Annotated in this window: 10 protein-coding genes; all 10 read left to right on the top strand. The window is 33.6% G+C overall.

All coding sequences use genetic code 11. The features are described from left to right. Nucleotides 1-4: 4 nt before the first annotated feature. Nucleotides 5-322: a DUF6660 family protein gene (locus FORMA_RS09400; protein ID WP_069674098.1), complete on the top strand. Its 318-nt coding sequence runs from the start codon at nucleotides 5-7 to the stop codon at nucleotides 320-322. A 49-nt stretch (nucleotides 323-371) separates the two neighbouring features. Continuing rightward, nucleotides 372-2,558 carry a TonB-dependent receptor gene (locus FORMA_RS02085; RefSeq protein ID WP_083236540.1) on the top strand — a complete coding sequence of 729 codons (2,187 nt, stop codon included), beginning with the start codon at nucleotides 372-374 and terminating at the stop codon, nucleotides 2,556-2,558. A gap of 2 nt (nucleotides 2,559-2,560) precedes the next feature. Continuing rightward, the gene (locus FORMA_RS02090; protein ID WP_069674099.1) at nucleotides 2,561-2,974 is read left to right on the top strand and encodes a Fur family transcriptional regulator; all 414 of its coding nucleotides are present in this window, start codon (nucleotides 2,561-2,563) and stop codon (nucleotides 2,972-2,974) included. A gap of 56 nt (nucleotides 2,975-3,030) precedes the next feature. Beyond that, a complete protein-coding gene (locus FORMA_RS02095; RefSeq protein ID WP_069674100.1) occupies nucleotides 3,031-3,393 on the top strand; it encodes a DUF3703 domain-containing protein in 363 nt (120 codons plus the stop codon). Beyond that, a complete protein-coding gene (gene merTP / locus FORMA_RS02100; RefSeq protein WP_069674101.1) occupies nucleotides 3,390-3,983 on the top strand; it encodes a mercuric transport protein MerTP in 594 nt (197 codons plus the stop codon). The genes FORMA_RS02095 and merTP overlap by 4 nt, the downstream gene beginning before the upstream one ends. Then, on the top strand, nucleotides 3,983-4,189 hold the full coding sequence (locus FORMA_RS09365; RefSeq protein ID WP_083236541.1) for a GDCCVxC domain-containing (seleno)protein: 207 nt from the start codon (nucleotides 3,983-3,985) through the stop codon (nucleotides 4,187-4,189). The genes merTP and FORMA_RS09365 overlap by 1 nt, the downstream gene beginning before the upstream one ends. A 10-nt stretch (nucleotides 4,190-4,199) precedes the next feature. Next, entirely contained in the window at nucleotides 4,200-6,152 is a 1,953-nt protein-coding gene (locus FORMA_RS02105) for a heavy metal translocating P-type ATPase (protein ID WP_069675413.1), read from the top strand. A gap of 71 nt (nucleotides 6,153-6,223) precedes the next feature. Continuing rightward, entirely contained in the window at nucleotides 6,224-6,637 is a 414-nt protein-coding gene (locus tag FORMA_RS02110; protein WP_224476888.1) for an HYC_CC_PP family protein, read from the top strand. Nucleotides 6,638-6,746: 109 nt separating this feature from the next. Continuing rightward, on the top strand, nucleotides 6,747-10,454 hold the full coding sequence (locus FORMA_RS02115) for an efflux RND transporter permease subunit (RefSeq protein WP_069674102.1): 3,708 nt from the start codon (nucleotides 6,747-6,749) through the stop codon (nucleotides 10,452-10,454). Continuing rightward, nucleotides 10,451-11,686: a TolC family protein gene (locus FORMA_RS02120; protein WP_069674103.1), complete on the top strand. Its 1,236-nt coding sequence runs from the start codon at nucleotides 10,451-10,453 to the stop codon at nucleotides 11,684-11,686. The genes FORMA_RS02115 and FORMA_RS02120 overlap by 4 nt, the downstream gene beginning before the upstream one ends. Nucleotide 11,687 lies beyond the last annotated feature (1 nt).

An 11,687-nucleotide genomic window follows, 5' to 3' on the forward strand; every position in this document is an offset into this window, starting at 1 on the left:
AATTGTGAAATTTGTAACAATCATATTATCCTTAATAATACTATTGCTTTCAGCAAAGCCTTGTTCTGATGGTCAAAATATAGAAGACCAACATCAAGACGAAATAGGTGTTAATCACAACCACCAAGAAGATAGTGACGATTCTTGTCCTGTCACTTGTATTTGTAATTGTTGCGGTATGTCCATTACTTACGAACCAATCAAGACATTTAATTTAAAACTCAATATTGAAATTTCAACGGAGTTAATTTCTACATATCAGCCTATTTATAGGTTTAATTTCCTTTCCAACATTTGGCAACCGCCACAAGTAATAAGCTAAAACAACACGATTTTAAATCAATTATTTAGTTAATTACAATTTTATTTCAATGAATAAATACATATTGAGCATAAAGCTCATTTTAATACTTTGCCTATCGTTACAGGCACAAACATCAGACATACAAATTAAAGTCCTAACAGAAGCTGAAAACGAGCCTTTAATGGGTGCTACGGTTTACTTTGAAGCATTAGAAAAAGGTGCTGTAACTAATTTTGATGGTATTGCAGAATTTACAGAAATACCAGACGGTCAGCATCAAATAATAATTTCCTTTTTAGGTTTTGAAACATTTGAGACAACAATTCAAATTCCAAGTAATAATGAATTAATGTTTAAACTAAAAGAGGGTGGCAATCAATTAGATGCAGTAGTATTGCAATCTACAAGAAGTACGAGAACCGTAAGAAAAATACCTACACGTATCGAGTTTATCGGTGCAGAGGAATTAGGAGAAAAAGCAATAATGAACCCTACTAATATTTCTATGGTGCTTCGTGAAAGTACAGGAATACAGATGCAACAAACATCATTAAGTAGTGGGAGTACCAATATTCGTATTCAAGGATTGGATGGTAGATACACACAGCTTTTAAGAGATGGGTTTCCATTATATGGTGGTTTTTCAAGTGGATTAAGTATTTTACAAATACCACCTTTAGACTTACAACAATTTGAGATTATTAAAGGAAGTTCATCAACACTTTACGGTGGAGGTGCTATTGCAGGATTAGTAAATATGGTATCTAAAACACCAGACGAAGAACCTGCATTAGACATAATGCTCACGCAGACACAAGCATTAGGAAGTACAGCCAATGTGTTTTATAGCAAACGAAATGAAAAATTCGGTGTTTCACTTTACGGCTCTGGTCACTATCAAAAAGCGTATGACCCAGAAGATGATGGTTTTAGTAATTTACCAAAAACGACATCAATTTCATTTAATCCTAAATTGTTTTATTATCCATCAGATAAAACAACACTTTGGTTTGGATTAAACGGAACGTATGATGATAGAATTGGCGGAGATATTACCAAAATTGAAAATGGTGAAGATGGTATTCATCAATACACAGAAGAGAACAATTCAAAACGATTAAGCAGTCAATTGGTATATCAAACTCAATTAGATTCTATAAGTTCATTAGAATTTAAAAATAGTGTCTCTTTTTTCGATAGAAATTTAACAGTTCCTGATTTTAATTTTGATGGCAAACAAACAAATACTTTTACTGAAATCACATATAATACAGCATCAGAAAAAACGGATTGGATAGTTGGAGCTAATCTATATACCTCAAATTTCGATGAAAATGATAACGCACCATTACAGCGAGACCAAAAAGATGTAACCTTTGGAGCATTTGCAAATAATATCTTCGACATATCAGATAATTGGATATTGGAAACTGGATTAAGAGCAGATTATAATACTGATTTCGGTTTCTTTCCACTTCCAAGAATTTCACTACTCTATAAAAATAATAGTGGATTTTCAAGTAGAATTGGTGGAGGTTTAGGGTATAAGATTCCAGATATTTTTACAGAGGAAGCAGAATATATCAATTTTGAAAATGTGCTTGCAATAAATAAGTCTACAGTAGATGCAGAACGTTCTTATGGTGTTAATTTTGATTTGAATTATCAAACACGTTTATCTGATGAGATTGGTTTTTCTATAAATCAATTATTCTATGTGACTGCAATAAATGATGGATTGCTTTTAAATTCAACAGATAATGGATTATTTCAGTTTGAAAATGCAACAGATGAAATATTTAGTAAAGGAGCAGAAACAAATATAAAATTTACATACAAAGACTTTAGATGGTTTTTAAACTATGCGCTTATTGATACTAAACTAAATTATTTACCTGGTAATCCACAGAAGCCATTAACCGCAAAGCACAACGCAGGTAGTGTATTAATGTACGAATCTGAAAAATGGCGAATTGGTTACGAAACCTTTTATACAGGCAAACAGTTTTTATCTAATGGAACAGAGACTACAGACTTTGTAACTATGGGCTTATTGGTTATGCGTAACTTTAAATTAGGAAGTGTATTTGTAAATTTTGAAAACTTTACAGATAGAAGACAAAGCAGGTTTTCACCTTTGGTTTTACCACCTCACGAAAATCCTGTTTTCCCAGAAATATATGCGCCAACAGATGGTTTTATATTTAGTGTAGGACTTATTATTAAACCATTTGGAAACGAACACCACGATTAATTATGGAAACAATAGAACAATTATTAGAGTCAAAAGATATTCGCATAACGGCAATGCGTTTGCTTATATATAAGTTTCTTGCAGAAAAAGAGATAGCAGTAACATTGAGTGACATTGAAAATGCTTTTGAAAAAGCAGATAGAACTACCTTATACAGAACTATTAAAACTTTTGAAGAAAAGGATATTGTACATCAAATTGATGATGGCACAGGAATTACTAAATATGCATTGTGTGAACAAGGTTGTAGTTGTGATATAAAAACAGATTTACACTTACACTTCCATTGTAACAATTGCAATGAAACCATTTGCTTAACAAACCATAAAATCCCTCAAATTAAAGTGCCTGATGGCTTTGTTTCGGAAAATGTAAACTTGGTTGTAAAAGGTATATGTGATAAGTGTAGTGGATAACAAATGCACTTCCATTGCACTTACTATTAAATTACTTTTATCCAAAATTAGTGGATATGAAGTTTAATACTAAAATACCTAAACATCTTAAACAGGCTTATAACGAAGAAATAAAACAATACAGTTTATGTTTAGAAAATAAACAGTTTGGTTATGCTTGGTTTCATTTAGAGCGTAGTCATATAATAGGACAGTCTTATCCTATAGAACATACCTATTCACATTGGCTAATGCTAAAATTTGGATTTAGACAAAAAGATACTAAAGAAGTAATAGGTCAAATAGTTAGGTTGTTTGTGGGTGGCTGGAAATCATTTATAAATCACGTTCCACTTGGTAATACTGGTGGCGCAAACGTACCACCATTAAAACGTATGCCTATTCCAAAAGACATTGAAAAATTATTAGATATAGAATGAAAAATAAATTAGCGGTTACAAGTATCCTAACAGCAATCACAGCTTCATTGTGTTGCATCACACCTGTTTTGGCATTAATTGCAGGAACAAGTGGTGTAGCTTCAACTTTTTCTTGGATAGAACCATTTAGACCTTACTTAATAGGGCTAACTATATTAGTTCTTCTCTTTGCTTGGTATCAAAAATTAAAACCAGAAAAAGAAATCGACTGTGAATGTGAAACGGATAAAGAACCAAAATTTATGCAGTCAAAAACCTTTTTAGGCATTGTAACAGCTTTTGCAATTGTGATGTTGGCTTTCCCATACTACTCAAGTATGTTATATCCAAAAACCGAAAAACAAATCATAATAGTTGATAAATCAAATATAAAAACAATAGAGTATAAAATAAGTGGAATGACTTGTGCCAGTTGTGAAGCACACGTTAACCACGAAGTAAATAAACTTAACGGAATTGTAAACTCAAAAACATCATACGAAAATGGTAACGCAATCATTGAGTTTGACGAAACTAAAACCAATGAATTGGAGATTGAGAAAGCAATTAACGCAACAGGTTATAAAGTAACTAACAAAAAAGAAAATTAATGAAAACCATATTAAAATCGGAAATCACTTGCCCTAACTGCGGACATAAAAAAGTAGAAGATATGCCAACAAATGCTTGTCAATTCTTCTACGAGTGTGAGCATTGTAAAACGGTTCTAAAACCAAACGAAGGTGATTGTTGTGTGTATTGTTCTTATGGAACAGTTCCCTGTCCACCAATTCAAGAAAATAAAAGTTGTTGTTAAAACTAACTTGATGAAAAAAAAGAAAGTCAATTTAAGAGATTTAAAACCAAATTCAGAAGAACAACATTCTCACGATGATGGTCACGACCACGGAAATGGAAGTGCATTCAAAACATACATTCCAGCACTTATAAGTTTTGTGATGCTAATCGTAGGAATTGCTGTAGATTATTTTGATGCCATTCCTCAATTTGAAGGATGGATTCGAGTAGTTTGGTACACTTTAGCATATATTCCAGTTGGGTTTCCTGTAATTAAAGAAGGATGGAAAAGTCTTATAAAAGGCGATGTTTTTACCGAGTTCTTTTTAATGTCTATTGCCACCATTGGTGCGTTTATCATTGGTGAATATCCTGAAGGTGTGGCAGTAATGCTATTTTATGCAGTAGGAGAATTATTTCAAAACGCAGCAGTTAATAGAGCAAAAGGAAATATTAAAGCCTTATTAGATGTTAGGCCAAAAGAAGCCAATGTATTTCGTGATGGTGATTATATAAGTGTATCGCCCGAAGCTGTAAATATTGGCGAGAAAATACAAATTCGAGTAGGTGAAAAAATTCCATTGGATGGTATTTTATTATCCGAAAAAGCATCTCTAAACACCGCAGCATTAACAGGAGAAAGCAAACCAGATTCTATTCAGAAAGATGCAAAGGTTTATGCAGGTAGTATTAATTTAGAAAGCGTTATTGAAGTTGAGGTAACCAACATCTTTGAAGATAGTTCTATTGCGAGAATATTAGACTTGGTTCAAAATGCAACAGCTCGTAAGTCTAAAACAGAATTGTTTATCAGACAGTTTGCTCGTATCTACACACCAATTGTAGTGTTTTTAGCTATTGGTGTTACTTTTATACCTTACTTTTTTGTAGATGATTATGTATTTAGAGATTGGTTATACAGAGCATTAATTTTCTTGGTAATATCTTGTCCTTGTGCGTTAGTGATTTCAATACCATTAGGTTATTTCGGTGGTTTGGGAGCAGCTTCAAAAAATGGAATTTTATTTAAAGGTGCTTCATTTTTAGATGCAATGACCAAGATAAATACTTTGGTAATGGACAAAACAGGAACCGTTACCAAAGGTGTTTTTAAAATCAAAGAAGTAAAAGCAATCGGTTGGAAAGAAACCGAATTTATGCAATATTTAATGGCGATGGAAGAACAATCCACGCATCCAATAGCTAAAGCCATAATGGTATATAAAGGAACTGAAAATAGCTATGAAGCAAAAGAAGTTTCTGAAATTGCTGGTAAAGGATTAAAAGGTATAGTAAACGATAAAACTGTTTTAGTAGGTAACAAAGCCTTGATGACTACCAATAGTATTGATATTCCAAGTGAAACGGAAACTATTGTAGAATCTATAGTATTAGTTGCAATCGATAATCAATTTGCAGGTTATGTAGTAATAGCGGATGAATTAAAAGAGGATGCAAAAGAAACTATTACAGAATTACACAAAGTAGGCATTAAAAATATTATGATGCTTTCCGGTGATAAAGATTCCATTACGCAACAAGTCGCTAAAGAGTTGAATATCGAAAATGCTAAAGGTGGTTTACTACCAGAAGATAAATTAAACGAAGTTGAAATTTTAAAGAAAAATCCTGAAAACAAAATAGCCTTTATAGGTGATGGTATTAACGATGCACCAGTTTTAGCAGCGAGTAACGTTGGTATTGCAATGGGTGGTTTAGGTAGTGATGTAGCTATTGAAACAGCAGACGTTATAATTCAAACAGACCAGCCTTCAAAAGTAGTTAGAGCCATTAAAATAAGTCGTTCTACAAGAAAAATTGTTTGGCAGAATATCATTTTAGCGTTTGGAGTTAAAGTTATTGTATTGATATTAGGAGCAGGTGGTTTAGCCACAATGTGGGAAGCAGTTTTTGCAGATGTAGGAGTAGCATTATTAGCAATTTTAAATGCAGTTAGATTACAACGAATGAGTTGGGATTAAGCAGATTATTCAATTAAACTTCTGTTAAACAAAATCAATAGTTGTTAAAATTTCGTAACTTCGCAATCAATATGAAGCAGTTTTTCCATAAAATAATGTCTTTAGCAATGGCTTTTGTAGTGTTATGCTCTACAATGTCATTTACTGTGAATATGCATTATTGTGGAGATACTTTAGTAGAAACTGCTATCTTTCAAAAAGCCAAAGGGTGCGGAATGGAAATGGAAAAGCCTTCAACCGAAGGATGTTCTATTACCAAGAAAAATTGTTGTGATGATGAACAATTAGCAATTGAAGGTCAAGACGAATTACAATTGCAAGTTGACAAAATCTCATTTGAGCAACAGGTATTCATCGCTTCATTTGTTTATACTTTTATTAACCTTTTTGAAGGTTTAGACAATAATGTATCTACTTACGAAGAATATAAACCGCCACTCGTCGTCAGGCAACTCTACAAGATTGACGAGACATACTTAATTTGATTTTTAAACAATAGACTCTTTTATCCTATGACTGCAATGTCGTAAGGATAATTTGCTGTATTCGGTGTTTTTCAAACACCAATGTCTAATTGTTTAATTATCAAAGCCAATGCTAAATAAAAGCATCAAATTTTTAATAGAAAATAAACTCGTAGCAGTTTTATTATTAGTTCTCTTTATAGGTTGGGGAACAGTCAACGCACCTTTCAATTGGGATACAGGATTCTTACCAAGCAATCCTGTTGCTGTAGATGCCATACCAGATATAGGTGAAAACCAACAAATAGTATTTACTAAATGGGATGGTCGTTCACCACAAGATATTGAAGATCAAATTACGTACCCATTAACGACGTCCTTGCTAGGAATTCCTGGGGTAAAAACGATCCGTAGTTCTTCTATGTTCGGCTTTTCAAGTATCTATATCATTTTTGAAGAAGACATAGAATTTTACTGGAGTAGAAGTCGTATTCTCGAAAAACTTAATTCCTTACCAAGTGGTTTATTACCCGAAGGTGTTAATCCTGCATTGGGTCCAGATGCCACAGGATTAGGACAAATATTTTGGTACACGCTTGAAGGTCGTGATGAAAACGGTAATGTAACTGGTGGTTGGGATTTACAGGAATTACGAAGTATTCAGGATTACTATGTAAAGTATGCGTTGTCCTCTGCAAGTGGTGTTTCAGAGGTTGCTTCTATTGGTGGCTATGTTCAAGAATATCAAGTGGATGTAAATCCAGAACTAATGCGTCAGTATAATATTGGATTGCATCACGTTGTAAAAGCGGTTAAGGAAAGCAATAAAGATATTGGTGCACAAACTTTGGAAATTAACCAAGCCGAATATTTAGTGCGTGGTTTGGGTTATGTGAAATCCATTTCAGACATCGAAAATGCGGTAGTCACTTCCGAAGACTATACATCAATCAGAATAAAAGATATTGGAAAAGTCTCTTTAGGTCCTGCAACACGTAGAGGGCTTTTAGATAAGGAAGGTGCAGAAGTTGTTGGTGCTGTTGTGGTTGCTCGTTATGGTGCAAATCCAATGGAAGTCATCAATAACGTAAAAGAAAAAATTAATGAATTAAGTACAGGATTACCTTCAAAGGTATTGGCGGATGGTAGAACTTCCCAAGTAACCATAGTACCCTTTTATGACAGAACAGAATTAATTCAAGAAACTTTAGGTACACTCAATGAAGCCTTAACTCTTGAAATATTGATTACCATTTTGGTTATAATCATAATGGTGTTTAATCTTCGAGCGTCCGTATTAATTTCTGGACTACTGCCAGTAGCAGTTTTAATGGTATTTATAGCGATGAAACTCTTTGGTGTCGATGCTAATATTGTCGCATTATCTGGTATTGCTATTGCTATTGGTACAATGGTCGATGTTGGTGTTATACTATCAGAAAATATAATTCGACATTTAGATGAAGATGATGGCACACAATCCATTAACACGGTAGTTTACAACGCAACAGCCGAAGTATCTGGTGCAATCGTAACCGCAGTAATGACCACCATTATTAGTTTCATTCCTGTATTTACGATGATTGGTGCAGAAGGAAAACTATTCAGACCATTGGCTTTCACAAAAACCTTTGCATTAACAGCTTCTATAATTGTAGCGCTATTTTTAATTCCGCCTTTCGCTGCATTTTTATTCCGAAAGAAAAGCATTAATAACACTTTTAAATATGTTTTAAATGGCGTTTTAATAGCATTGGGAATTGTAGCAATAGTCTATGGATATTGGTTAGGATTGATTTTGATAGCGTTTGGAATTACAGCACTTCTCAATCTTCAAAGTAAGATAACAGACAAGCAAGCTAATCTTATCAATATCATTATTTCGGTATCAGCTATTGTATTCTTGTTAGCAGAATACTGGAGACCATTAGGCATTGATAAAAGCATTTTTTGGAATCTCATTTTTGTGAGTGTTATTTGCTTTGGTTTATTAGGTGTTTTCTCATTATTTATAAAATACTACACACGTATTTTAAAGTGGTGTTTAGATAATAAGTTGCTCTTTTTGTCTGTCCCAACAGCTATTGTCATTGCAGGATTTTTCATTATGAAAAATACAGGCAAAGAGTTTATGCCCTCATTAAATGAAGGCTCATTTCTACTAATGCCAACCTCGATGCCTCATTCTGGTGTAGAAGAAAACAAACGTGTTTTACAGCAATTAGATATGGCAGTAGCCAGTATTCCAGAGATTGAAACCGTAGTTGGTAAGGCAGGAAGAACAGAATCAGCTTTAGACCCAGCGCCATTATCAATGTATGAAAATATCATTCAGTACAAACCAGAATATATGCTTAATGAAAACGAAGAACGTCAACGCTATAAAATAAATGAAGATGGTTTGTTTGAATTGAAAGATGGACGATTCATCGCAAATCCAAATAATACTAAAGATGTTACTTTGAGCGTAATTAAAAACTCTCAATTAATAGAAGATAATGATGGTGAGTTTTATAGAAATTGGCGACCAGAAATACAATCACCAGACGATATTTGGAATGAAATTGTAAGAGTCACCAAATTGCCTGGTGTTACCTCTGCACCAAAGCTACAACCTATTGAAACCAGATTGGTAATGCTTCAAACAGGAATGAGAGCGCCAATGGGTATCAAGGTAAAAGGTCAAGATTTAAAACAAATTGAAGCGTTTGGTGTGCAGTTAGAGGATATTTTGAAACAAGCTGAAGGTGTAAAAGATGAAGCTGTTTTTGCAGACCGTATCGTAGGGAAACCCTATTTGTTAATTGATATTGATAGAGAAAAAATTGCACGTTATGGCGTTACCATTGAAGAGGTTCAAAACGTTTTGAAAGTTGCAGTTGGCGGAATGGTATTAACCCAAACCGTTGAAGGTAGAGAGCGTTATGGTGTACGTGTTCGATACCCAAGAGAGTTAAGAGCTAATCCAACCGACTTAAAACAGATTTATGTACCAGTAGAAAAAGGCAGTCCAGTTCCTTTAAGCGAATTGGCAACAATAAAATATGAACAAGGTCCACAAGTAATTAAAAGTGAAGACACCTTTTTAGTAGGCTATGTATTATTTGATAAAATGGATGGTTTCGCAGAAGTAAGTGTTGTAGAAAATGCACAAGCCTTAATTCAAGAAAAAATAGATAATGGCGAATTAGTAGTACCAAAAGGTATTAATTATCAATTCACAGGAACATACGAAAATCAGTTGCGAGCCGAAAAAACCTTGTCGGTTGTTGTGCCTTTAGCATTAGCAATTATTTTCTTAATTCTGTATTTCCAATTCCGTTCTGTAGGTACATCATTAATGGTATTTACAGGTATTGCAGTAGCATTTGCAGGCGGATTTCTAATGATATGGCTCTATGGTCAAGATTGGTTTTTAAACTTCAATTTCTTTGGCGAAAATCTACGTGATTTATTTCAGATGCATCCTATTAATTTAAGTGTTGCAGTTTGGGTGGGCTTTATTGCTCTTTTCGGAATTGCAACGGATGATGGTGTAGTTATGGCAACGTATTTAACGCAAACTTTCAATAGAAACACACCAGATAATAAAAAGGAAGTAAGAACATCTGTTGTAGAAGCAGGAGAAAAACGTATCAGACCTTGCTTAATGACAACAGCTACAACCATATTAGCATTATTACCAGTATTAACATCAACAGGACGTGGTAGCGATATTATGATTCCTATGGCAATACCAAGTTTTGGTGGAATGCTTATAGCCTTAATAACCTTATTTGTAGTACCAGTATTATATAGCTGGAAAGCCGAAGTTCAACTTAAAAGAACTGTAAAATGAAACACATAAAATCACACATAAAAACAGTCTTTTTTCTTTGTTCGTTATTCTTTGTTCTCAAAGGAAATGCACAACAATTAGAAGTACTCATAGATGAAGCCTTAACAAACAATCCAGAAATTCAAAAGTTTGAGTTACAATACAAAAGAGCTTCTGAAAAAGTGAATGAAGTCAATACCATTCCGAACACCGAATTTGGAGTTGGTTACTTTGTAAGTGAACCGGAAACCAGAACAGGTGCACAACGCTTTAAAGTATCTGCTAAACAAATGTTACCGTGGTTCGGAACCATTACATCGAGAGAAAATTATGTGAGTTCATTGGCAGATGCTAAATACGAGGACATTGTTATCGCAAAGCGAAAACTAATGGCTTCGGTATCACAATCCTATTATAATCTATACGCGAACAAAGCAAAGCAAGAGGTCTTAACTGAAAACATTAAACTATTAGAAACTTATGAGACGTTGGCATTAACTTCTGTTGAGGTTGGTAAAGCATCCGCAGTAGATGTGTTGCGATTGCAAATGCGTCAAAACGAAATGCAACAATTAAAAGATGTATTGCAACAACAATTTTTAGCAGAACAAACCAAATTCAATAATCTATTGAATAGAGATAATGATGTTACCGTGAATGTGGTAGATAGTGTAATGATACCTTCTGAAGACTTTGATATTACTTCTGAAAATTTAGCATTACATCCTGAATTACTAAAATATGATAAGCTCTATCAATCCATAGAGCAATCAGAATTATTAAATCAAAAAGAAAGCAGTCCAATGATTGGTTTTGGATTAGATTATATCAATGTTTCAGAAAGGCCAAATATGGATTTCAGCGATAACGGAAAGGATATTGTAATGCCAATGGTTTCGGTGTCAATCCCAATTTTCAATAAGAAATATAAATCCCAAACCAAACAAAACGAGTTAGAACAGCAAGAAATAACAGTTCAAAAGCAGGAACGATTAAACACTTTGGAAACACTTTTAAGCAAGGCGATTAATGAGCGTATTTCTGCAAGAATAAGTTATACTACTCAAACTAAAAACCTAAAACAAGCAAAAGATGCAGAAGATATTTTAATCAAAAGCTATGAAACAGGAACGATTGATTTTAATGATGTTTTAGACATTCAAGAGTTACAGCTAAAGTTTCAAATGAACCAAATAGAATCTGTGAAGACCTACTTTGTACAAACTACTATAATTAATTATTTAACTAATTAAA

The organism is Formosa sp. Hel3_A1_48 (genome assembly GCF_001735715.1).
Lineage (GTDB): Bacteria > Bacteroidota > Bacteroidia > Flavobacteriales > Flavobacteriaceae > UBA3537.

Coding starts and splice junctions, on each gene's coding strand:
- FORMA_RS02115 (WP_069674102.1), top strand. CDS start 6,747: ATGCTAAATAAAAGCATCAAATTTTTAATAGAAAATAAACTCGTAGCA.
- FORMA_RS09365 (WP_083236541.1), top strand. CDS start 3,983: ATGAAAACCATATTAAAATCGGAAATCACTTGCCCTAACTGCGGACAT.
- FORMA_RS02105 (WP_069675413.1), top strand. CDS start 4,200: ATGAAAAAAAAGAAAGTCAATTTAAGAGATTTAAAACCAAATTCAGAA.
- FORMA_RS02110 (WP_224476888.1), top strand. CDS start 6,224: ATGAAGCAGTTTTTCCATAAAATAATGTCTTTAGCAATGGCTTTTGTA.
- merTP (WP_069674101.1), top strand. CDS start 3,390: ATGAAAAATAAATTAGCGGTTACAAGTATCCTAACAGCAATCACAGCT.
- FORMA_RS02120 (WP_069674103.1), top strand. CDS start 10,451: ATGAAACACATAAAATCACACATAAAAACAGTCTTTTTTCTTTGTTCG.
- FORMA_RS02095 (WP_069674100.1), top strand. CDS start 3,031: ATGAAGTTTAATACTAAAATACCTAAACATCTTAAACAGGCTTATAAC.
- FORMA_RS02085 (WP_083236540.1), top strand. CDS start 372: ATGAATAAATACATATTGAGCATAAAGCTCATTTTAATACTTTGCCTA.
- FORMA_RS02090 (WP_069674099.1), top strand. CDS start 2,561: ATGGAAACAATAGAACAATTATTAGAGTCAAAAGATATTCGCATAACG.